Below are 20,598 nucleotides of genomic sequence, written 5' to 3' on the forward strand. Positions count from 1 at the left end.
ACCGGACGACCCCGGAGGTGAGCGGACGTGAACTTCTGGGAGTTCGTGGGCAGCCGCCACCAGCAGCTGCTCACCGACGCCTACCAGCACGCCAGCGCGGTCTTCCAGTGCATGGTCGTGGCGACCCTGCTGGGGGTCCTGATCGGCGTCGTCACCTATCGCAGCGAGTGGGCGGGGAACCTGGCGACCCTGACCACGTCGACCATCCTGACCATCCCGTCGCTGGCCATGATCGGTCTGCTCATCCCGATCGTGGGCCTGGGCGTGCCGCCGACGGTGACGGCGCTGACCCTGTACGGCTTGCTGCCGATCGTGCGCAACGCGATCGTCGGCCTGCGCGGGGTGGACCCGGCGCTGGTGGACGCGGCCACGGGCATCGGGATGTCCCGCCCGGCGCGGCTGCTGAGGGTGGAGCTCCCGCTGGCCTGGCCGCCGATCCTCACCGGCATCCGGGTCTCCACGCAGATGCTGATGGGCATCGCCGCCATCGCCGCCTACGCCTCGGGCCCGGGCCTCGGCAACGAGATCTTCCGCGGGATCGCGTCGCTGGGCAGCAAGAACGCCCTGAACCAGGTGCTCGCGGGCACGCTCGGGATCATCATCCTGGCGCTTCTGTTCGACGCCGCGTACGTCCTGCTCGGGCGGCTGACCATCCCCAGGGGGATCCGTGTCTGACAACGGTCACCGTGCCACCACCGGGGCGACCATCGAGCTGGACTGCCTGACCAAGCGCTACCCCGGCAACCCGCAGCCGGCCGTCGAGAACGTGTCGATGGAGATCAGGGCGGGCGAGACCGTCATCTTCGTCGGCCCCTCGGGCTGCGGGAAGTCCACCACCCTGAAGATGATCAACCGGCTGATCGAGCCGAGCGGCGGACGCATCCGCATCGACGGCGAGGACGTCACCGACATCGACCCGGTGAAGCTGCGCCGCAAGGTCGGCTACGCGATCCAGTCCTCCGGCCTCTTCCCGCACATGACCGTCGCCCAGAACATCGCGCTGGTCCCGAAGATGATCGGCTGGTCGAAGGGGCGCATCCGGGACCGGGTGGAGGAGATGCTCGACCTGGTCGGACTGGACGCCGGGGAGTTCCACGGCCGCTATCCGCGCCAGCTGTCCGGCGGTCAGCAGCAGCGGGTGGGCGTGGCGCGGGCGCTGGCGGCCGACCCGCCGGTGCTGCTGATGGACGAGCCGTTCGGCGCGGTGGACCCGATCACCCGGGACCACCTCCAGGACGAGCTGATCCGGCTCCAGCACGAGCTGCACAAGACGATCGTCTTCGTCACCCACGACTTCGACGAGGCGATCAAGCTGGGCGACCGGATCGCGGTGCTGCGCGAGCGCTCCCACATCGCCCAGTTCGACACCCCGGAGGCCATCCTCACCAACCCGGCGGACGACTTCGTCTCCGGCTTCGTGGGCGCCGGCGCGGCGCTGAAGCGGCTGAACCTGTCCCGGGTGCGGGACGTGGGGATCACCGACTACCCGACGGTGACCGTGGAGGACCCGCTCCAGCACATCTTCGAAGCGCTGCGGGCGGCCGGGACCAACGAGATCCTGCTCCTCGACCGGCGCGGCCGGCCCTACAAGTGGCTGCGGCGCGGCGACCTGATGCGGGCCAAGGGGTCGCTGGCGCGGGCCGGGGCGCTGGTCACCGACACCGTGACGGCGGACGCGACGCTGCGGGACGCGCTGGAGGCGGTGCTCACCGACAACGCGGGGCGGGTCGCGGTCACCGGGCGGCGCGGCGAGTACGAGGGCGTCGTCGACATGGAGACGCTGATGAACTCCGTGCACGAGCTGCTGGAGGCCGACCGGCTGGACGCGCTGGAGCACCAGCACGACCTCCAGGACACGCGCTCCGAGCAGACCCATGCCGAGCAGGAGGGCTTCGGAGGGGAGGGGACCACGGCGTGAGCACCTCATCCTCCGGTTCCTCGTCCCGCCCTCCGTCCGGCTCCTCCGACGACCTGCGCGACGAGGACGACGCCGGGCAGGAGCCGCGTCCGCCGTCCCCGTCGACGGCGGGGCGGCGGATCGGCTGGCGGAAGCTGACCTTCCTGCCGACGCTGCTGGTCGCCGTGCTGCTGGCGACCTGGCTGTGGTTCCGGCAGGCCGACCTGGACGCGCTGAGCGAGAACGCGCTGGCGGACGGCCAGGTCACCAAGGCCCTGTGGCAGCACGTCCAACTGACCGTGATCTCCACCTTCTTCGTGCTGATCATCGCGATCCCGCTGGGCATCCTGCTCACCCGCCGCATGTTCCGCAGGGCCACGCCGGTGGCGATGGCGTTCGCCAACATGGGCCAGGCGACCCCGGCGATCGGCCTGCTGGCGCTGCTGGTGATCTGGCTGGGCATCGGCCGCCGGGCCGCCCTGATCGGCATCATCATCTACGCCGTCCTGCCGGTGCTCTCCAACACCATCGCCGGCCTCAAGGCGAACGACCCGACGCTGCTGGAGGCGGCCCGCGGCATCGGCATGTCCCCGCTGGGCGTGCTCACCCGGGTGGAGCTGCCGCTGGCCGTCCCGCTGATCCTGGCCGGCGTGCGCACGGCCCTCGTCCTCAACGTCGGCACGGCGACGCTGGCCGTCTTCGGCGGGGGCGGCGGACTGGGCGTGCTGATCACCACCGGGATCACCAGCCAGCGGATGCCGGTGCTGGTGCTCGGCTCGATCCTCACCGTGGCCCTCGCGCTGCTGGTGGACTGGCTGGCCTCGCTCGCCGAACTGCTGCTGCGGCCCCGCGGTCTGGAGGTGAGGACATGAACACGCGCCCCCGGAACGGAACCCGACACGGAAGCGGGAGACGCCGTACGTGGCTGGTGACGGCGGCGCTCCTGGTGGCGGCCTCCGGGTGCGGGCTGACCAGCGGCTCCCCGATGGTCGACGACGTCGGGCCCGGCACGATCGGGAAGGGCCGGCCGCTGGAGGGCGCCGACCTGACGGTGGTGTCCAAGCAGTTCACCGAACAGCTCGTCCTCGGCGCGATCATGGGCATCGCCTTCCAGGCGGCCGGCGCGGAGGTGCTGGACCGCACCGGCATCCAGGGCTCCGTCGGCACCCGGGCGGCGGTCGAGAACGGGGACGCCGACGCCACGTACGAGTACACGGGCACCGCCTGGATCACGTACCTCGGACACGGCGAGCCGATCACCGACCCGCACGAGCAGTGGGAGGCGGTGCGCAAGGAGGACGCCGGGAAGGGGCTGACCTGGCTGGCGCCGGCCCGGCTGAACAACACGTACGCGCTGGCGATGAACCGGGCGAACTACAGGAAGTACGGCACGAAGACGCTGTCCGACGTGGCGGAGCTGGCGCGTACCGACCCGGCGGCGGTGACGCTCTGCGTGGAGGTCGAGTTCGCCAACCGGGCGGACGGGCTGCCGGGCATGGAGAAGGCGTACGGGATGAACATCCCGGCCAGGAACATCACGGACATGGACACCGGGATCATCTACACGCAGACGGCCGACGGCGCCTGCACCTACGGCGAGGTGTACACCACCGACGGGCGCATCAAGTCGATGAACCTGGTGGTGATGGCGGACGACAGGCACTTCTTCCCGAACTACAACGCGGCGCCCATGGTCCGCACCGACGTCCTGAAGAAGTGGCCGGCGATCGCCACCGTCCTCGACCCGGTCACCAAGGCCCTGGACAACGACGTGGCGCGGACGCTGAACGCGAAGGTCGACGTCGACGGGGAGGACCCGCACCAGGTCGCCCTGGACTGGATGGTCGAGAAGGGGTTCGTGACGGAGGACTGAGCCGGGCCGCCGCCTCAGCAGGCGGGGACCTCGCCCTTGCCCGTCTCCAGCGCCTGCAACGAGTCGACCGCGCCCTTCAGGGTGGTGACCGGGATCAGCCGCAGCCCCTCGGGCAGCTCGGCCCGCGCGTCCGAGCACTCCGCCTTCGGCACCAGGAAGACGGTCGCGCCGTCCCGCCGCGCGGCCTGCGTCTTCAGCGGCACCCCGCCCACGGCGCCGACCCGGCCGGCGGGGGTGATGGTGCCGGTGCCGGCGACGACCCGGCCCCCGGTGAGGTCGCCGGCGCCCAGCTTGTCGATGATGCCGAGGGAGAAGAGCAGGCCGGCGCTGGGGCCGCCGACGTCCTCCAGCCGCAGCCGGACGTCCACGTCCGTCCCGTCGAGGTCCAGGTAGCCCAGCGCGGCCGCGGTCGCCGCGTCCTGGGACTCCTTCATCTGCTCCTCGTTGTACTCCTCGATCTCCTCGACGCCGTCCCCGTTCGGGTACACGGCGTCGCGCGGCATCACGGCCCGGTCGGTGTCGAACCAGCTGCCGAGGACGTCACCGAGGTGGACGCCGGCGTCCGGTCCGGTCGCCTCGATCGTCGTCATCCGCAGCTGCCCGGTCGTCCGGTGCGTCGGCGCGCCCTCGATGGTGATCACCGGGGCGCCCTGGTTCCTCCCGAGCACGTCCGCCGTCAGCCCGGGCTGCGCCACGGAGAACGGCAGCGGCGCGAACACGGCGGTGGCCAGCAGCGCCACGACGGGCAGCGCGCAGACGGCGAGGACCTGGGGGCGCGTGAGACGAGAGAGCACGGGGTCAATCTAACGTGAGGCCGCCGCCGCCCCGGCGCGCGGGCAAGGGAGCGGGGGCCGTCCCGGCGCGCGGGCAAGGGGCCGCCGCCCCCCCGTGTGCAGGCGAAGTTGCCGCCGCCCCGGTGCGCGGGCAAGGTGCCGCCGCGCCGTGCGGGACGGAGGTGTCGCCGCCCCGTACGCGGGCACAGGTGCCGCCGCCCGGGGTGCACGGGCAAGGTGCCGCCGCGCCCCGTGCGGGGGCGAAGGTGCCGCCGCGCCCCGTGCGGGGGCGAAGGTGCCGCCGTCCCGGCGCGCGCGGGAGCCGGCGCGGCCCCGGGCACCGCCGCCCGCGCGGTCCCGCCTAGCGGAGCGCCTCCGCCACCTCCCGGGCCGCGTCCATCACCCGCGTCCCGACCCGCTCCGGCACCACCTCGGCCAGCATCACCACACCGACGCTGCCCTCGACGCCCGTGACCCCGAGCAGCGGCGCGGCGGCTCCGCAGGCGCCGGTCTCCAGCTCCCCGTGGGTCAGGGTGTAGCCGGGCCCGTCCACCGCCTCGCCGGCGGGCTGCGCCTGCTGCCGGGCGGACAGGATCGCCTTCCCGGCGGCTCCCCGCTCCAGCGGATGCCGGAACCCGGCCCGGTAGGCGACGTGGTAGTCGGTCCAGGTCGGTTCGACGACGGCCACGGCCAGTGCCTCCGCCCCGTCCACCAGCGTGAGATGGGCCGTGGCCCCGATGTCCTCGGCGAGCGAGCGCAGCGCCGGCATGGCCGCCTCGCGCACCAGCGGGTGCACCTGGCGGCCGAGTCCCAGCACGCCGAGTCCGACCCGGGCGCGTCCACCCAGGTCACGGCGGACGAGCGCATGCTGTTCCAGCGTGGCGAGCAGCCGGTACACGACGGTCCGGTTCACGCCCAGTTTGTGGGATAGCTCGGTGACGGTCAGCCCGTGGTCCGTGTCGGCCAGCAGTTTGAGGACCCGCAGTCCCCGGTCGAGCGTCTGAGAGGTCTCCGCGGTCACGACGCCCACTCCTTCGTGGTGAGGTCGGCGGCCCTCCTCGCGGGTATGCGTCACCGAGTCCCGTCAGTGACGCGCTTCAGAGGCCGCCGATCGGCAGACGGCCCGGCGTTGCCCGGGCCCAGTCGCTTCACGGCTGCGCTCCGCGGCGGCGCTGCCACGGGGCGTGTGCGTAGCGGGACAGTAGCGACCAGGTTCGCTCAGCGGAAGGCTCCGTCCAGAATCCGGGCGGTGGCCCGTGGGGACTACCTGTGTTTGTCCCGATACGTACGGCGCACGGTGATCACCGCCCGAGCCGCGTCGTGTCGCCCGGGCGTCACTTCATGCGCGTGGCCCACTCCTGCACCTTGGCGATGCGCTGGCGCAGCTGTCCCCCGGTGGCCTCGGCGCTGGGCGGGCCGCCGCAGACCCGGCGCAGCTCGGTGTGGATCACGCCGTGCGGCTTGCCGCTCTGGTGGACGTAGGCGCCGACCATGGTGTTGAGCTGCTTGCGCAGTTCCATCAGCTCCTTGTGGGAGACGACCGGGCGCCGCTCGGCGGGCAGTTCGAGCAGATCGGCCTCGTCGTCGGGCTTCTTGCGGCTGTGCGCGATCTGCCGTGCCTGCCGCTTCTGGAGCAGCAACTGCACCTGGTCGGGCTCCAACAGCCCCGGGATGCCGAGGTAGTCCTGCTCCTCCTCGCTGCCCGGGTGGGCCTGCATGCCGAACTCGGCGCCGTTGTACATCACCCGGTCGAAGACGGCCTCGGACTCCAGCGCCTCGAAGGAGAACTGCTCCTGTTCACCGGTGTCCTCGTCCTGCTCCCGGTTGGCCTCGTCCATCTCCTTCTCGGACTCGGCGTACGGGTCCTCCTCGCCCTCCTTCTTGGGCTTGTCGAGGACGTGGTCGCGCTCGCGCTCCATCTCGTTGGCGAAGGAGAGCAGGTCGGGCACGGTCGGCAGGAAGACGGAGGCCGTCTCGCCGCGCCGCCTGGACCGTACGAAACGGCCGACGGCCTGGGCGAAGAAGAGGGGGGTGGAGATGGTGGTGGCGTAGACACCGACCGCGAGGCGGGGGACGTCGACGCCCTCGGACACCATGCGGACGGCGACCATCCACCGGTCGGTGCTCCCGCTGAACGCGTCGATGTTCTTGGAGGCGCCGGTGTCGTCGGAGAGCACGACGGTGGCCTTGTCGCCGGTGATCTCGCGGATCAGCTTGGCGTAGGCGCGGGCGGAGTCCTGGTCGGCGGCGATGACGAGGGCGCCGGCGTCCGGGATGGCCTTCCTGACCTCGGTCAGCCGCTGGTCGGCGGCGCGCAGCACGGCGGGCATCCACTCGCCGCGCGGGTCGAGGGCGGTGCGCCAGGCCTGGCTGACGGCGTCCTTGGTCATGGGTTCGCCGAGCCGGGCGGCGATCTCGTCGCCCGCCTTCGTCCGCCAGCGCATCTGGCCGCTGTAGCTCATGAAGATGACGGGACGCACGACGCCGTCGGCGAGCGCGGAGCCGTACCCGTAGGTGTAGTCGGCGGCGGAGCGCCGGATGCCGTCGTTGCCCTCCTCGTACGTGACGAAGGGGATCGGGTTGGTGTCCGAGCGGAACGGCGTACCGGTCAGGGCGAGCCGCCGGGTGGCCGGCTCGAACGCCTCCAGGCAGGCCTCGCCCCAGGACTTGGAGTCACCGGCGTGGTGGATCTCGTCGAGGATCACGAGGGTCTTGCGCTGCTCGACGCGGTTGCGGTGCAGCATGGGGCGCACGCCGACGCCGGCGTAGGTGATCGCGATGCCGTGGTACTCGCGGCTGAGCGGGCCCGCGCTGTACTCGGGGTCGAGCTTGATCCCTATCCGGGCCGCGGCCTCCGCCCACTGCTTCTTGAGGTGCTCGGTGGGCGCGACGACGGTGACCTGCTGCACGACGTGGTGGTGCAGCAGCCAGGACGCGAGCGTCAGGGCGAAGGTGGTCTTGCCGGCGCCGGGGGTGGCGACCGCGAGGAAGTCCCGGGGCTGCTCCTGGAGGTACTTCTCCATCGCCCCTTCCTGCCAGGCCCGCAGCTTGCTGGCGGTGCCCCAGGGGGCGCGGCCGGGGAAGGCCGGGGAGAGGTGGTGCGAGGTGCTGGAGCTGGCGGTGGTAGTCACGGTCTCCGAAGGGGGTAGAACGGCTCGGCCACGTATGACAACCGGGCCACCCTACCGGCGCCCCGATGCGATCGACGCGCGCACGGGGGCGGGTCACCCCCGGGTGGGACGCACGTCACAACCGTCCCGCCGGCCACCCCGATCGCCGCGCGCTCACTTCGTCCGCACCCGCGTGGCCACCCACGCCCCCACCAGCGCCACGCCCGCCATCGGCAGGAACACCACCGCGAACGCGGCCGGGTGGGAGCCGGTCGCCTCGGTGGCCGCGTGGCTGACCGTGCCGCCGCCGAGGGCCGCGAAGGCGGCTCCCCCGACCGACAGCAGGACGACGTTGGAGAGGCCGTCGGAGATCTGGAGGGCGGCGGAGTTGCTGCCCGCCTCCTCGGGGGCGGAGAGCTTGAGCAGGAGGACGCTGGTGGAGGAGATCACCAGGCCCATGCCGAGGCAGCCGAAGCCCCAGGCGACGGCCACCGTCCAGGCGGGTACGGCGTCGATCAGCACGCTCGGCGCCGTGGCGATGGCCGCGGCCACCAGCAGCATGCCGAGGGCCATCAGGCGCTCGCGGTACGCCTCGAGACGTGTCCGGGACTGGACCCACGAGCCCAGGGCCCAGGTGGCCCCGCCCGCGGCCAGCGAGAAGCCGGCCATCGTGGGGCTGAGCCCCCGCTGGGTGACCAGCATCAGCGGGACGAAGGACTCGGCGGCGATGAAGGCGCCCGCGGCGACACCGCGCAGCAGGACGACGGAGGGCAGGCCGCGCACCGCCCGGTAGGTGCCGCGGGGCAGCAGACCGAGCACGGCCGGGACGAGCAGCGCCACCCCCACCGCGCCGGGCAGCAGCGCGGACCAGCGCAGGTCCTGGGCGGCGTACTGGAGCAGGCCGGCGCCCAGCGAGATGGCCAGGGCGAGCCGGATGCGGCGGCGGTCGAAGGAGCCCGGCGCGTCCGCCCCGCCCACCGCGCCGGACGCCCGGCTGCGTATCTGCGGCAGCGCGAGGGCCAGCGGGAACACCACCAGCACCGGGATGCCGACGAACACCCAGCGCCACCCCAGGTGCTCGGTCACCGCTCCGGAGGCGAGCGGGCCCACGATCGACGGGACGACCCAGCCCGCCGCGAAGGCCGCCATGATCGCGGGCCGCAGCCGCTCGGGGTAGGCCCGCCCGACGACGACGTAGAGCGCGACGATCACCAGCCCGCCGCCGAGGCCCTGCACCGCCCGCCCCAGGATGAACAGCCACATCGCCCCGGCCGTCCCGGAGAGCACCAGCCCGACCGCGAAGGCCGCGATCCCGCAGGTCAGCGGCGCCAGCGGGCCCCGCCGGTCGGACCACTGGCCGGAGAGCACCATCCCGAACAGGCTCGTCGTGAAGTACCCCGAGAACGCGAACGCGTAGAGCGACACCCCGTCCAGCTCCCGCGCCGCCACCGGCATCGCCGTACCGACCGCCGTCGCCTCGAAGGCGATGAGCACGACGACGGAGACGATGCCGATGCTCAGCGCCCGGTAGGCGCGGCTCAGCACGGTCTCGCCGGGCGGCGTGGCGTGGGCGGCGGGCACGGTGGTGACCGCGACGTCGGCGTCGCGGGGCTCAGGGACGGTCATGGACGCCAGAGTAAGGGCCGCAGGCCACTTTGACCCCTGTCGGAAGTCGGTACCGGACCGGGACCCCGGTCGTACGACCCGCCCGCCCTGCCGGGCCGTACGTGAACGGCGTGTGGCAGTCGCGTTGCGGCGGCCCCGGACGCCTTGAGCCGCTCCCCCGCGCCGCTCTACGGTCGGATCACCGGGTTCGGCGCGGGTCCGCACCGCACCCGGAACACGGCCGTGTGCCCGAGTGGTTCAGGGGCTCGCCTGCAAAGCGAGTTACGTGGGTTCGAATCCCGCCACGGCCTCCGGTGCGGCTGCGCGGCGCAGCAGCCACAGGGTGAAGACGAGGGTCGAGACGTCCGGGGTGAGGGGGCGCAGGCTCGCGGTGCACGGGTGCCAGGTCAGGACGGTGCCCGTGGGTCCGTCCACGACCACGTCGCTGCCGTCGGGCAGGCGGCCCAGTCGGACGAGGTGGCCGGCCGCCCCGGTCGGGACGGCGGGCCCGTAGTGCTCCGCCAGGGTCGGCAGCGCCATCCCGTCGTCGTCCGTCGCGAGCGGGAACGCGTCCTCCGGCAGTCCCGTCTCGCGCAGGAAGCGGCGGGTGGGCTCGTGGGTGAGGGCCGGCGGGAAGTCGATGTCCTCGAAGCGGGCCACGCGGCCCCGGCCGAACTCACGGACCAGCAGCCGGTACGGCAGGTCCAGGGCCAGGCCCGACGCCGGACGACGGCCCGCCGACAGCACCAGGCAGCCGATCACCGCCGCCGACGTCCACAGCAGCGGCGTACCGCGCTCCGAGCGCTCCGAGGTCGCGCACGGCAGCGCCCGCGCCGTCCGCCTCGCCCGCGCCGTCGTGTCCTGCGTCGTGACCCCGTGCATCGTCTCCCCCGAGTGTGCGTGAGTGGCCGTGTGCGGTGGGAGCGGCAGTCGTGCCCACCGCTCCGCAGCCTACGGGCCACCACTGACAACGCCCCGGCCCGCCGGACGCGCCCGTCCCTCGGGTAGGACGCGTCCCGCGGTCGACGCGTTGCCTCACGCGCGCGGGGACGTCAGGTCCCCGTCACCACCGCGGCCTGCGGCCGGATCGGCAGGCGGTTCACCGGGCGTCCCGTGGCGGCGCGCACGGCGGAGGCGACGGCCGCCGGGGAGGCCACCACCGGCACCGCGCTGACCGACTTGGCGCCGAAGGGGGCGACCACGTCACGCTCCTCGACGAGCTTCACGATCCGGATGTCGGGGGCGTCCAGCGCGGTCGGCAGGGCGTAGCCGGTCAGGTCGGGGTGGCGGACCAGGCCGCGCGGGGTGCGCAGGTTCTCGGTCAGCGCGATGCCGACGCCCTGGGTGACGCCCGCCTCGATCCGGGCGGTCAGCTGGGCCGGGTTCAGCACCCGTCCCACGTCCTGGGCGACGGCCAGCTCCACGACCCGTACCGAGCCGATCTCGATGTCGACGTCCACCACCGCGCGGATCGCGCAGAACGACATGCCGACGAAGGCGTCGCCCTGTCCCGCCTCGTCCAGCGGCTCGGTCGGGTGCGGGCGGCACTGGGCGGTCGCCCACAGCTCCTTGCCCTCCAGCGCCTCGGCCACCGTGGTGGACAACACGCCGTCGTACGAGGTGATCTTGCCGTCGGCGATCTGGAGCAGCTCGGTCGACATCCCGAACTGGTGCGCCAGGGGCTGGAGGAGCTGGGTGCGGACCATCTTGGCGGCCCGCTCCACCGCGCCGCCCGACACCCAGGTGTGCCGGCCGCGGCAGCCGGCGCCGGCCGGCGGCTGGTCGGTGTCGACGGGCGCCACGTGCACCTCGTCCACGCCGAGGGTCTCCTGCACGATCTGCCGGGCGAGCGTGGTGAAGCCCTGGCCGGTCTCCACCGCCGCGCACAGCACCGTCGCCACGCCGCCCTGCACCTTGACGGTGGCCGTGGAGACCTCGTCCGCGCCCTCCGCGCCCAGCATGTGCACCATGCCGATGCCGTAGCCCACACCCCGGCGCACCGCGCCCGGTTCGCCCGCGCCCTCGGGCCCGCCGGGCAGCAGCCACTCGTCCTCGGGGGTGTCCTTGGGCAGCGCGGGGAGGGGGAAGTCGCGGACGGCCTGGAGGAGTTCGGCGACCGGGGCCGGGCACGTGACCGTCTGGCCGGTGGGGAGCACGTCGCCGGTGGCCAGGACGTTGCGCAGGCGCACCTCGGCCGGGTCCAGGCCGAGCTTCTTGGCGACCTTGTCCATCTGGGCCTCGTAGGCGGCGCACACCTGCATGGCCCCCTCGCCGCGGACGTGGCCGGACGGCGGGTTGTTGGTGCGCACCGCCCAGCCCTCGATGAAGGCGTTCGGGACGACGTAGGGGCCGCAGGCGAAGGCCACCGCGGCGGCCAGGGCCTCGGCGGAGGTGTCGGCGTAGGCGCCCGCGTCGAGCAGGATCTGCGCCTCGACCTTCACCACCCGGCCCTCGGCGTCCGCGTGGTGGCGGTAGCGCAGGAGGGTGGGGTGCCGGTGGACGTGGCCGAGGAAGGACTCCTCGCGCGTGGCGGTCAGTTTCACCGGGCAGCCGGTCTTCAGCGCCAGCAGGCCGAGCGGCAGCTGGAAGCCCTGGTCCTCGCGGTCGGCGGTGGCGCCGGGCACGCCGGTGACGACGATCTTCACCTGTTCGGGTGTCAGGCCGTAGCAGGCCGCGGCCGTGTCGCGGTCGCCGTGCGGGTCGGTGGAGGCCAGGTACAGCTCCACACCGCCGTCGGGACGCGGCACCGCGAGGCCGGCCTCGGCACCGATCGGGGCCGGGTCCTGGCGGCCGATGCGGTACAGGCCCTCGACGACGACCTCGCCGGCCGCCTCGGGGTCCCCGTGCCGCAGCGGGATGTGCCGGATCAGGTTGCCGTCGGGGTGCAGCGGCTCGGCCTCGAAGGCCTGCTCGGGGTCGGTCACCGGGTCGAGCACCTCGTACTCGACGATGACGGCGGCGGCGGCCATCCGCGCGGTGTCCGGATGGTCGGCGGCGACGGCGGCCAGGGGCTCGCCGTGGTGGCGTACGACCTCGGAGGCGAACACCGGGCGGTCGGCCCGGCCGCGTCCGTGCAGGGCGGTGCCGGGCACGTCCTCGTGCGTGACGACCGCGCGGACGCCGGGCATCTCGCGCGCGTGGGTGGTGTCGATGGACACGATGCGCGCGTGCGGGTGCGGTGAACGCAGGACGGCCGCCCACAGCAGGCCCTCGGCCCACAGGTCGGCGGCGTAGGGGAAGGTGCCCTCCGTCTTGGCGCGCGCGTCGGCGGGCGGCAGGGAGGCGCCGAGGCCGTGCGGGATCGGCTCGGGGACGGGAGGCGCCTCGGCGGTTCCCGCGGCCTCCGCAGTCGCGGCGTCGTTGCTCACGCGTGGCCTCCGTCCTGACCGTAGTTCCGGTCGTCCTGACCGTAGTGCCGGTCGTCCTGACCGTGGTTCCGGTCGTCCTGACCGTAGGGCTGATCGTCCTGACCGTAGGCCCGGTCGCCCTGCCCGTAGGTGTGGTCGCCCTGCCCGTAGGTGTGGTCGTCCTGGCCGTGGGTCCGGTCGTCCCGGTCGTAGGGCCCGTCGTGCGGTTCGTGGGGGTGCGTGTCCGGCGTCCCGGGCGGTCCCTGGGCCTCGAACGCCGACGGGTTGACGCCGCCCGCGCCCGGGCCCGCCTGATGCGGGATGCGCGGCTCGTCGGCGTCCGCGGCGGTCGTCTCCGCGGCGGAGTGCGCCTCGCGTTCGGCGACGACCTCCTTGACCGCCTCCAGGACGCCCCGGTAGCCGGAGCAGCGGCACAGGTTGCCGCACAGGGCCTGCCGGGCCTCGAGTTCGGTCGGCGCCGGGTTGCCCTCCAGGAGGTTGTGCAGGGTCATCGCCATGCCCGGCACGCAGAAGCCGCACTGGACGGCGCCCCGTCGGGCGAGCGCGCGCTGCACGTCCGACGGCTGCCCGTCCGCGGCCAGGCCCTCGACCGTACGCACCTCGCTGCCCGCGGCGGTCACGGACGGGACCAGGCAGGAGGCGACCAGCCGCCCGTCGACCTGCACGTTGCAGGCGCCGCACTCGCCGTGCGAGCAGCCGTCCTTGGCGCCCGCCAGACCGAGCCGCTCGCGCAGCACGTACAGCAGGGACTCGCCGATCCAGGCGTCGGTGACGGGCCGGTCGGCGCCGTTGACGCGCAGCACGTACGAGGCGAGGGGGTGCTCCTCCTGCGGGCCCGTGGGAGGCGGCTCCTCGGAGGCGGCCGGGTCGCCCGGTGCGTCGGCGGGGGACGTCTCCACCGGCTCGGGACGGACGTCCGGCTCCTGTTCCGGCTCCCGCTCCCCCACGTCCTCCGGCGCGGCTTCCGAGGGCGGGCCCGCCACGGGCTCCTCGGCGGCCTCCGGGCCGGATTCGGCATCCGCACCCTCGGATTCCCGCTCCGGGGCCTCTGCGGGGCCCTCAGCGGCCTCCGCGGGCCCTCGACGCCCGTCGGCCGGGGCCTCGTCGGGCGCCTGGGCCGGGTGCGGCGCCGGGTGCGCGGCCGCGGCGGCGCCTTCCGGGGACGGTTCCTCGGTGTACGGCCCGACGGCGGGCCCGGGTGCGGGGCGGGGGGCCGACGGTGCCTCGGACGGCTGCTCGGCGGCCGGGGTGCCCTGTGCCGCGCGGTCGTCCCACGGCTGTCCGGCCGGCTGCGGTGCCCAGGGCGCGGGGGCGCCGCCGGGCAGGGTGGCCGGTGCGGTGCCGCCCCACTGCTCGGCCAGGGAGGACGTGGTGAACTCGCCCGACTCGTCCGGCAGCTCGCCGTCGGCGACGGGGATGGACCACTGCCCGGTCACGTCCTGGCCGGGCGCGGGCGCCGCGCCGCCGTCCGCGGCGGCCTCGGTGAAGTCCCACTGGCCGGTGGCGCCGGGCCGGTAGGCGAACCGGTCGCCCTGCCCGGCGTGCGCGTCGTACCGCGCCGCCTGCCCGTACGGGTCCTGCTGCGGGTACGGGGCGGCGTACTCCGGGTGCCCGGCGTACTCCGGGTGCCCGGCGTGCTCCGGCTGCCCAGGGTGCCCCTGACCGCCGTGCCCCTGCTCACCGTGCCCCTGACCGCCCTGCTGGGCGCCGCCCTGCTGAGCACCCGTGTCCGAATGGCCCCACTGGGTGCCGTCGACGGGCGCCGAGGGCATCGCCCAGGTGCCGGTGGCCGCCGGGTCGGTGCCGGCGGTGGTGGCGGGCGCCACCGTTATCTGCGGCGGCACGTAGCCGTGCCCGGGCGCGGCGAGCGGGCTGTCGGCGGAGGCCAGGAGGGCGTCCACACCGCCCTCGGGGAGCTTCACGAAGGCGGTGGCGCCGTCGTCGTAGTCCCCCTGGGGCAGCGGGTCCCAGCGTCCACCGCTCGGGGGCGTGCCCTGCCCGTGCCGGTCGTCGTGCTGGTCGTCGGTCACGACAGCGCCCTCCCCAGTGCTCGTCGGGCCAGCGCGGCGACGGTGCGCCGCAGGTGCAGTACGGCCGGCGGGAGCTGCGGTACGGAACCGTCCTCGGCCGGGGCCGCGTCGGGGATGCAGGCGGCGGCGACGTACTCGCCGAAGGCGCTCAGCGCCTCCGGGACGATCGCGCGGCCGTTGTCCCAGTCGATGAGGGAGGCCACCCACTGCTCGGCCTCCAGGGGGCGCAGCGGCATCGGCGCGATGGCGCCGACGGCGCACCGCACGCCGCGCCGGGCCGGGTCGAGGACCAGCGCCACCGAGGCCATCGCGCGGCCGGGGCCGGTCCGGCCGGTCGCCTTCAGGAAGACCTGCGGGGCGTGCAGCAGCGGCACGCGCACGTAGCCGATCAGCTCGCCCGCGCGGAGCAGCTCCATGCCGGCCAGCAGGTGCGAGACCGGCATCTCCCGGCGGGCGCCGTCCGCGCCCGCGATGATCAGCGTGGCCTCCAGCGCGGCGAGCACCGGCAGCGCGTCCCCGGTGGGGGCGGCCGAGGCGATGTTGCCGCCCAGGGTGCCCGCGTTGCGGATCTGCGGCGGTCCGGCGGCGCGCGCGGCGGCGGCCAGGGCCGGGATCAGCGCGGCGAAGTCGGGGCGGCCCATGCGGGCGTGTGTGAGTCCCGCGCCGAGCAGTGCGTGGCCGTCCTGGTACTGCCAGCCGCGGATCTCGCTGATGCGGCCGAGTCCCACCAGCGCGGCGGGCCTGAGCTGCCCGGAGTTGACGGCGGCCATCAGGTCGGTGCCGCCCGCCACCGGCACGGCGGCGGGCACGGCGGCCAGAGCCGCCACGGCCTCGTCCAGTGTCGTGGGCAGCGTGACGGCCTGCGCCGCCTGCGGTGCGTGCGTGGTCAAACCGACTGCCCCTTCCCGCTGTCCCACCTGGTCTCGCCCATGTGGCCGTACGGTACGACCTGACAGGGCGGACGTGGCAACTCTGGCACATCTTCGCAGGGCCCGAACGCGGGGGTCCGCTAGGAGGCATTCGCCCATCTCGTCGGCGAAATGGACCGTTTTCCCACGAGATCCACTCTGATCGGACGAGAATCGCGACTGTTCGGGATCGGCGAGGTGGGCCGGAGTTGCCACTGTTGGGGAGCGTTTCGAGGCGTTTCGCCTACTTGTTGGGCGGCGGCCCGTCGATCGGCCGGCCGAGCACGCCGGGCCGCCGCTGCCAGGGCAGCGGACCGCCGGGCGGCCGGTAGGCGACGCCCAGGGCGTCGAGTCGCCGGTAGTGGGCCGCCATCCGCCGCTCGAAATCGTCGAAGTCCCGGTCCGCCGGGGCGGGCAGTTCGCTCCAGGCCACCTCGGCGAACGCGGCGAGCCTCGGGAACAGCTGGTAGTCGACGCGCCCCTGGTTCTCCATCACCTCGCTCCAGGCGTTCGCCTGGGTGCCGAGCACGTGGCCGGCCTCGTCCGGCGTCAGCTCCGCCGGAACCGGTTCGAACCGGTAGACGTCCTCCAGGGTGCGCACGAAGCCGATCGGCACGGGCTCGTCCTCGCCCGGGTGCTGCCGGTGGTCCAGGTAGACCTGCTGCTCGGGGCACATCACGACGTCGTGCCCCGCGCGCGCGGCGGCGACCCCGCCCGCGTACCCGCGCCAGGAGGAGACGGCCGCGCCCTCGGCGAGTCCGCCCTCCAGGATCTCGTCCCAGCCGATGAGCCGGCGTCCGCGTGCGGTGAGCCAGGTGTCGAAGTGCCGGATGAACCAGGACTGGAGTTCGTCCTCGTCGGCGAGTCCGAGCTCCCCGATGCGCGCCTGCGCGGTGGCCGAGCGCCGCCACTGGTCCTTCGGGCACTCGTCGCCGCCGACGTGGACGAACGCGGAGGGGAAGAGGTCCAGCAGTTCCTCGAACACGCCCTCGTAGAACCGCAGGGTGGTGTCGGTGGGGGCGAGGACGTTCTCGCTGATGCCCCAGGTGTCCCACACGGTGAGGGACGCGGTGTCGACGACGTCGGTGTTGCCGAGTTCCGGATAGGCGGCGATGGCGGCCTGCGAGTGTCCGGGGACGTCGATCTCGGGGACGACGGTGATGTGCCGTTCGGCGGCGTAGGCGACGATCTCCCGGATGTCGTCCTGGGTGTAGTAGCCCCCGTGGGGTTTGTCCTCCCACAACGGCGAGGCGCGGTGGCCGTACTTGGTGCGGGACCGCCAGGAGCCGGTCTCGGTGAGCTTCGGGTGGCGCTTGATCTCGACGCGCCAGCCCTGGTCGTCCGTCAGGTGGAAGTGCAGGACGTTGAGTTTGTGCGCCGCCATCAGGTCCAGGTACCGCAGGACGCCTTCCTTGGGCATGAAGTGCCGGGCCACGTCCAGCATCAGGCCCCGCCAGCCGAAGCGGGGCGCGTCCTCGATCCGGACCAGGGGCAGCCGCCACCGGCGGCCGGGCAGCGGGGCGCGCCGGAAGGCGTCCGGGCCGAGCAGTTGGCGCAGCGTCTGGGCGCCCCAGAAGAGGCCGGCCGGCCCCCCGCCCGCGAGGTCCACGCCGGCCGGGGTGACGACGAGGCGGTACCCCTCGGCGGCCAGTCCGCCGTCCAGGGACAGCCGGACGGCGTCGTCGCCCCCCGCTCCGGGCGCGAGGGGCAGGCCGGTGGCGGCGCCCAGGGTGGCGCGCAGCCAGCGCTCGGTGTCCTCGGTGCCCTCGCCCGCCACCACCGAGGTGCCCGGACCGAGTTCGAAGGATCCGTCGTCGGGGCGGGTCAGCCGCCGCGGCCGGGGGATCGTGTCCATCACGTCAGTCCTTCACCGCTCCGCCGAGGCCGGAGACGAGTCGTCGTTGCACGAGTACGAAGAAGACCAGCACCGGAATCGTCATCACGGTGGAGGCGGCCATCACCCCGCCCCAGTCGGGGTCGTCCGGCTTGTAGAAGACCAGCAGCGCCATCGGCAGCGTCGACTGGGAGGTGTCGCTGATGATGAACGACTTGGCGAACAGGAAGTCGTTCCAGGTCGAGATGAAGGAGAAGACGCTGGTGGCCACGAGCCCCGGGAAGACCAGGGGGAAAAGGATCTGCCACAGGAATCGCGCCCGGCTCGCCCCGTCGAGGTAGGCGGCCTCCTCAAGGGCCTCGGGAACGGCTTTGACGAAGCCCCTCAGCATCCAGATCGCGAACGGCAGCGAGAAGGCGATGTGGGGCAGGATCAGCGACCCCAGCGTGTTCAGCTGCCCGAAGTCCCGCATGAGGAAGAACAGCGGGATGGTGAGGGCCTCCACGGGCACCATCTGCGCCACCAGGAACATGATCAGCAGGGTGGTCCGGAAACGGAACCGGAATCGCGTCACCGCCGTCGCCGCGAGGAACGCGATCAGCGCCGAGGCGATCACGACGGTGCCCGCCACGAGGAGGCTGTTGAGGAAGTAGCGGCCGAATTCCTGCTGGCCGAAGACCCGCCGGAAGGAGTCCAGCGAGGGCTCCAGGGTCCACGGCCGCGGTGCGGTCGACTCGATCTCCCCGGCCGGTTTGAAGGCGCTCAGCACCATCCAGTACAGCGGGAAGGCCACCACGACGGCGATCAGCAGGGCCGAGGCCTCGGCCGCCAGCCGCCACGGACGGCGCACACGCGCGCGCACGAGATTCACAGCTCCTCCCCCTGGCGGCGCAGCAACCGCAGGTAGACCAGTGTCACGGCGAGCAGGATCAGCAGCATGACGACGCCGATCGCGGAGCCGAGGCTGTACTCCGAGGACGCGAACGCCTTCTGGTAGGCGTAGACGTTGAGGACGAGGTTCTGGCCGGCGATGCCGCCGCCGTTCGTCATGACGTAGATCTGCGTGAAGACCTTGAAGTCCCAGATGACCGACTGGATGGTGACGACCACCAGGATCGGCCGGAGCATCGGGGCGAGGACCGAGCGCCAGATGCGCCACTGCGAGGCGCCGTCCAGCGCGGCGGCCTCCAGCACCTCGGCGGGCACGGCCCGGATCCCGGCGTAGACGGTGACCATGACGAACGGGAAGGAGCACCAGACCACTTCGAGCAGGACCAGGGCGAAGGCGCTGAAGCGCCCGTACGTCCAGGAGTGGTCGCCGAGGCCCAGCATCCGGTTGACCGGACCGAAGTCCGGGTCGAAGAGCAGCAGCCACACCGTCGACCCGGTGACCGCGGGGGTCGCCCACGCGCCGAGGGCGGCGAGCATCAGCGCGAGCCGCGGCAGGGCGCGCACCCGGGTGAGCAGCACGGCGAGGGCGCACCCCACGGCCAGCGTGGAGACCACGCAGGCCGCGGCGAACACGACGGTGGCGAGCAGCACCCGCCAGAACTCGCCGTCCCCGAACAGCTCGGCGTAGTTGCCGAACCCCTGGAAGGTGGTCGGTTCACCGCCGGAGACCTGGGCCTGCGTGTACTCCAGGAAGGAGATCAGCCCGAGCTGGTAGACGGGGTAGACGAGCAGGCCGCCGAGGACGACGACGGCGGGCGCGAGATAGAGCCAGGGGGTGCCGGCAGCGCCCCGAGAGGGGCGCGGGGAACTGCGCGACGAGCCACCACGCCGCCGCACCCGCGGACGCACCGCGCCCTCCGAGCGGGAAGACGCCCCACTCATCCGGCGGAGCCGAACGCCGCGTCCATCTTCTCGGCGGCGTCGCGAACGGCAGCGCTCACGTCCTTCTTGCCGCTGACCACCTCCTGGAACATGGTCGGCAGCACCAGCGAGGAGTCGATCGTCGCCCAGGCCGCCGAGGCCGGCACGAACTTCGTGCCCGCGGCGAGGGTGTCGACGAACGGCTTCACGAACGGCTCCTCGGCCGCCACCTGCTGCCGCACGTCCGTGTAGGTCGGCAGGAAGCCCATCGCGTCGAACAGCTCGCCCTGCGCCTGCTTGGACGCGAGCCGCTTCATCAGATCGACGGCGAGGGTGCGGTGGGAGGTGCTCTTGAGGACGCCGATGTTGTTGCCGCCCGCGAAGGCCGGTGCGATCGAGCCGGGTTCGACCCCGGGCAGCGGCACGACCGCGTACTTGCCCTTCACCTTCCCGGCCTCCACGGCCTGGTGGCTGAAGTCGCCGCCGATCGCCATGGCCGCCTTGCCCGAGGCGAAGGCGGTGACGGTGTCGTTGCCGCCCATGCCGGCGCACTTGGCGGCGGGGCAGTTGTCGTCGCCGAAGAGGGAGGTGTACGCCTCGACGCCCTTGCGGGCGGCGGCGCTGTCGAGGGCCGAGGCGTACGAACCGCCCTTGCCGGTGGCGAGTTCGCCGCCGTGGGCCCAGAGGAAGGGCATCGCGCCGTAGGTGTAGGCGCCGCCGACCGCGATGCCGTAGAGGTCGGGCTCGGCGGCCCGGACCCGCTTCGCGGTGGACGCCAGTTCGTCCAGCGACCTGGGGGCTTCGAGGCCGAGTTCCTCGAAGACGTCGGTGCGGTAGTACAGGGCGCGGACGCCGACGAAGTAGGGGGCGCCGTAGACCTTGCCGTCGACGGTGACCGACTGCCGGGCGGTCGGGTCGGTGTCCTTGGCCTCGTCCCAGGCGCCGAACTCCTCGGTGACGTCCGCGAGTCCGCCGTCCTTCACGTAGCCGGCGGTGTCGGTGTTGCCGTACTCGATGACGTCGGGGGCGCTGTCGGGGTCGTTGAAGGCGGCCTTGATGCGCTGGGCGCGGGTCTCGACGGGGATGTACTCGACGTCGACCTCCGTTCCCTCGTGCGCCTTCTCGAAGTCGGCCAGGACCGCGTCGACGACCTTCTGCTTGGGCTTGGTGTCGACCTCCTGGAAGAGCCAGACCCGGAGCGTGCCGCTCTTCTCGTCCTTGCCGGAGGAGGAGTTGTCGGAGGTCTGGGGGGCGCAGGCGGTCGCGGTGACGGCGACCGCGGCCAGCAGGACGGCCAGGCGGGGGGCGAGCTTCATGGAGTGTTCCTCCGGACGTGCGTTGCAACATATGCAATGACGGTTTCGCTCTGCACAACACCCCGGAGGTTA

The 20,598-nt window shown here is 73.3% G+C and carries 16 protein-coding genes and 1 tRNA gene; 5 read left to right on the top strand and 12 right to left on the bottom strand.

Features of this window, described 5'->3' with window-relative positions; translation table 11 throughout:
• The first annotated feature begins 27 nt into the window (after positions 1-27).
• Genes ACGF5T_RS14645 through ACGF5T_RS14660 form a run of 4 tightly spaced genes read left to right on the top strand, consistent with a single transcriptional unit; the run spans position 28 to position 3,770 of the window.
• Positions 28-675 carry an ABC transporter permease gene (locus ACGF5T_RS14645; protein ID WP_356603909.1) on the top strand — a complete coding sequence of 216 codons (648 nt, stop codon included), beginning with the start codon at positions 28-30 and terminating at the stop codon, positions 673-675.
• The gene (locus tag ACGF5T_RS14650; RefSeq protein WP_366768667.1) at positions 668-1,918 is read left to right on the top strand and encodes a betaine/proline/choline family ABC transporter ATP-binding protein; all 1,251 of its coding nucleotides are present in this window, start codon (positions 668-670) and stop codon (positions 1,916-1,918) included. The genes ACGF5T_RS14645 and ACGF5T_RS14650 overlap by 8 nt, the downstream gene beginning before the upstream one ends.
• Positions 1,915-2,769 carry an ABC transporter permease gene (locus tag ACGF5T_RS14655; protein ID WP_392887981.1) on the top strand — a complete coding sequence of 285 codons (855 nt, stop codon included), beginning with the start codon at positions 1,915-1,917 and terminating at the stop codon, positions 2,767-2,769. The genes ACGF5T_RS14650 and ACGF5T_RS14655 overlap by 4 nt, the downstream gene beginning before the upstream one ends.
• Positions 2,766-3,770 (top strand): glycine betaine ABC transporter substrate-binding protein, encoded by a 1,005-nt coding sequence (locus tag ACGF5T_RS14660; RefSeq protein WP_392887984.1) that lies wholly within the window; start codon positions 2,766-2,768, stop codon positions 3,768-3,770. The genes ACGF5T_RS14655 and ACGF5T_RS14660 overlap by 4 nt, the downstream gene beginning before the upstream one ends.
• 14 nt (positions 3,771-3,784) lie before the next feature.
• Here the strand turns inward: ACGF5T_RS14660 and ACGF5T_RS14665 are convergent, their stop codons facing one another.
• The 4 genes from ACGF5T_RS14665 to ACGF5T_RS14680 form a co-directional block, all read right to left on the bottom strand.
• On the bottom strand, positions 3,785-4,564 hold the full coding sequence (locus ACGF5T_RS14665) for a S16 family serine protease (protein WP_356603913.1): 780 nt from the start codon (positions 4,562-4,564) through the stop codon (positions 3,785-3,787).
• A 340-nt stretch (positions 4,565-4,904) separates the two neighbouring features.
• Positions 4,905-5,564, bottom strand: coding sequence for a helix-turn-helix domain-containing protein (locus ACGF5T_RS14670; RefSeq protein WP_356603915.1), 660 nt, complete (start codon positions 5,562-5,564; stop codon positions 4,905-4,907).
• A gap of 313 nt (positions 5,565-5,877) precedes the next feature.
• Complete coding sequence (locus ACGF5T_RS14675) at positions 5,878-7,674, bottom strand: DEAD/DEAH box helicase (RefSeq protein WP_356603917.1); 1,797 nt, start codon at positions 7,672-7,674, stop codon at positions 5,878-5,880.
• A 153-nt stretch (positions 7,675-7,827) separates the two neighbouring features.
• On the bottom strand, positions 7,828-9,279 hold the full coding sequence (locus tag ACGF5T_RS14680) for an MFS transporter (protein ID WP_361011131.1): 1,452 nt from the start codon (positions 9,277-9,279) through the stop codon (positions 7,828-7,830).
• A 218-nt stretch (positions 9,280-9,497) separates the two neighbouring features.
• On the opposite strand from ACGF5T_RS14680, the gene ACGF5T_RS14685 reads away from it, so the two are divergent.
• A tRNA-Cys gene (locus tag ACGF5T_RS14685) sits at positions 9,498-9,569 on the top strand.
• Here ACGF5T_RS14685 and ACGF5T_RS14690 read toward each other — a convergent pair.
• From ACGF5T_RS14690 to ACGF5T_RS14725, 8 genes are all read right to left on the bottom strand, one after another.
• Positions 9,541-10,140, bottom strand: coding sequence for an SUKH-4 family immunity protein (locus ACGF5T_RS14690; RefSeq protein WP_356603921.1), 600 nt, complete (start codon positions 10,138-10,140; stop codon positions 9,541-9,543). The two genes, ACGF5T_RS14685 and ACGF5T_RS14690, sit on opposite strands and share 29 nt — an antisense overlap.
• A gap of 170 nt (positions 10,141-10,310) precedes the next feature.
• Positions 10,311-12,626 (bottom strand): molybdopterin cofactor-binding domain-containing protein, encoded by a 2,316-nt coding sequence (locus tag ACGF5T_RS14695; RefSeq protein WP_356603923.1) that lies wholly within the window; start codon positions 12,624-12,626, stop codon positions 10,311-10,313.
• On the bottom strand, positions 12,623-14,656 hold the full coding sequence (locus ACGF5T_RS14700; RefSeq protein ID WP_366768668.1) for a 2Fe-2S iron-sulfur cluster-binding protein: 2,034 nt from the start codon (positions 14,654-14,656) through the stop codon (positions 12,623-12,625). The genes ACGF5T_RS14695 and ACGF5T_RS14700 overlap by 4 nt, the downstream gene beginning before the upstream one ends.
• On the bottom strand, positions 14,653-15,546 hold the full coding sequence (locus tag ACGF5T_RS14705) for a xanthine dehydrogenase family protein subunit M (RefSeq protein ID WP_053131793.1): 894 nt from the start codon (positions 15,544-15,546) through the stop codon (positions 14,653-14,655). The genes ACGF5T_RS14700 and ACGF5T_RS14705 overlap by 4 nt, the downstream gene beginning before the upstream one ends.
• 262 nt (positions 15,547-15,808) lie before the next feature.
• The gene (locus tag ACGF5T_RS14710) at positions 15,809-17,419 is read right to left on the bottom strand and encodes a beta-N-acetylhexosaminidase (RefSeq protein WP_366768669.1); all 1,611 of its coding nucleotides are present in this window, start codon (positions 17,417-17,419) and stop codon (positions 15,809-15,811) included.
• Between the two features lie 4 nt (positions 17,420-17,423).
• Positions 17,424-18,269: a carbohydrate ABC transporter permease gene (locus ACGF5T_RS14715; RefSeq protein WP_366768670.1), complete on the bottom strand. Its 846-nt coding sequence runs from the start codon at positions 18,267-18,269 to the stop codon at positions 17,424-17,426.
• Complete coding sequence (locus ACGF5T_RS14720) at positions 18,266-19,231, bottom strand: sugar ABC transporter permease (protein ID WP_366768671.1); 966 nt, start codon at positions 19,229-19,231, stop codon at positions 18,266-18,268. The genes ACGF5T_RS14715 and ACGF5T_RS14720 overlap by 4 nt, the downstream gene beginning before the upstream one ends.
• Positions 19,228-20,526, bottom strand: coding sequence for an extracellular solute-binding protein (locus ACGF5T_RS14725; RefSeq protein ID WP_356603933.1), 1,299 nt, complete (start codon positions 20,524-20,526; stop codon positions 19,228-19,230). Before ACGF5T_RS14725 ends, ACGF5T_RS14720 begins: the two co-directional genes overlap by 4 nt.
• Positions 20,527-20,598 lie beyond the last annotated feature (72 nt).

Source organism: Streptomyces sp. NPDC047853, from assembly GCF_043204535.1.
Taxonomy (GTDB): Bacteria; Actinomycetota; Actinomycetes; order Streptomycetales; family Streptomycetaceae; genus Streptomyces.

Coding starts and splice junctions, on each gene's coding strand:
- ACGF5T_RS14660 (WP_392887984.1), top strand. CDS start 2,766: ATGAACACGCGCCCCCGGAACGGAACCCGACACGGAAGCGGGAGACGC.
- ACGF5T_RS14680 (WP_361011131.1), bottom strand. CDS start 9,279: ATGACCGTCCCTGAGCCCCGCGACGCCGACGTCGCGGTCACCACCGTG.
- ACGF5T_RS14690 (WP_356603921.1), bottom strand. CDS start 10,140: ATGCACGGGGTCACGACGCAGGACACGACGGCGCGGGCGAGGCGGACG.
- ACGF5T_RS14710 (WP_366768669.1), bottom strand. CDS start 17,419: ATGGACACGATCCCCCGGCCGCGGCGGCTGACCCGCCCCGACGACGGA.
- ACGF5T_RS14720 (WP_366768671.1), bottom strand. CDS start 19,231: ATGAGTGGGGCGTCTTCCCGCTCGGAGGGCGCGGTGCGTCCGCGGGTG.
- ACGF5T_RS14725 (WP_356603933.1), bottom strand. CDS start 20,526: ATGAAGCTCGCCCCCCGCCTGGCCGTCCTGCTGGCCGCGGTCGCCGTC.